We start from the raw sequence: 1,098 nt of genomic DNA, 5'->3' as shown, positions 1-1,098 counted from the left end.
TTTGTGGCGAATCCCTTTGTGCCGGGGCAACGGATGTACCGGGCGGGTGACGTAGCGCGCCGGCGGATCGACGGGGAGCTGGAGTATATCGGACGCACGGACGATCAGGTGAAAATCCGGGGCTACCGGATTGAACTGGGGGAAGTGGAAGGTGCGATTCGGGCGCTGACTGGGGTCCGGGAGGTGGTAGTGATCGCCCGTTCGGCAGAGAGCGGATGGCAGGAGCTGTGTGCCTACGTCGTCACGGACGGGAACATGACGGGTAGAGAATTGCGGGCAGCGCTGAGTGCGTCGCTACCGGAGTATATGATCCCGACCTACTTCGTGCCTCTGGAGGCGCTGCCGCTGACGTCCAACGGAAAAATGGACCGCAAGGCACTGCCCGCGCCGCAGGCGTACCTGGAGCCAGGTGTTGCTTACGCACCGCCGCGCAATGCAGTTGAGGAGCATCTCGTCTCGATCTGGGCAGCGGTATTGGGGGTGGTGCAGGTCGGCATTTATGATTCCTTCCTGGATCTGGGCGGGGACTCCATCAAGTCCATCCAGGTGTCAGCGAAGCTGTTCCAAGCGGGCTACCAGGTGGGGATGAAAGAACTGCTGACCAATCCTACGATTGCCGCCTTAAGTTCCCATGTCGAGCCGGTGAAGCGGACGGCAGAGCAAGGCGAGATCCGCGGGGTTACGGGAATGACCCCGATCCAGCAGGCCTTCGTGATTGAGCAGGCGACCGACCTGCATCACTATAACCAGTGTGTCGTTTTGCAGCGCCCGGACGGTTGGGAAGTGAGGGCGCTGCAAGCCGCGATGCAGGCGTTAACGAATCACCATGATGCCCTGCGGACCGTGCTGCGCCGGAGCGATAGCGGTTATACGGCGTGGACCCGCCAGATCGGGGAGGGAGCGGGCTACAGCCTGGAGGTGCTGGACATGGCACCGGATACAGACAGCGAGGAAGCGATTGCGGCAGAGGCGAGCCGGATTCAGGCGACGATGGATCTGAGCCAAGGCCCACTGGTCAAGCTGGGATTGTTCCGGTGTACGGATGGCGATCATCTGCTGGTGGCGATCCACCACTGGGTCATCGACGGCGTCTCCTGG

Annotated in this window: 1 protein-coding gene; it reads left to right on the top strand. The window is 62.0% G+C overall.

Going from position 1 to position 1,098, the window contains the following annotated elements:
• Positions 1–1,098: condensation domain-containing protein (locus ABH897_RS27545; protein ID WP_404593015.1), on the top strand; the 1,098-nt coding region annotated here is incomplete at both ends.

The organism is Paenibacillus sp. RC73, from assembly GCF_044908085.1.
In the GTDB taxonomy this organism is placed as follows: domain Bacteria; phylum Bacillota; class Bacilli; order Paenibacillales; family Paenibacillaceae; genus Paenibacillus; species Paenibacillus terrae_A.
Note: the sequence above shows the minus strand (reverse complement) of the source record. Positions and strands in the feature narration are given on the sequence as shown.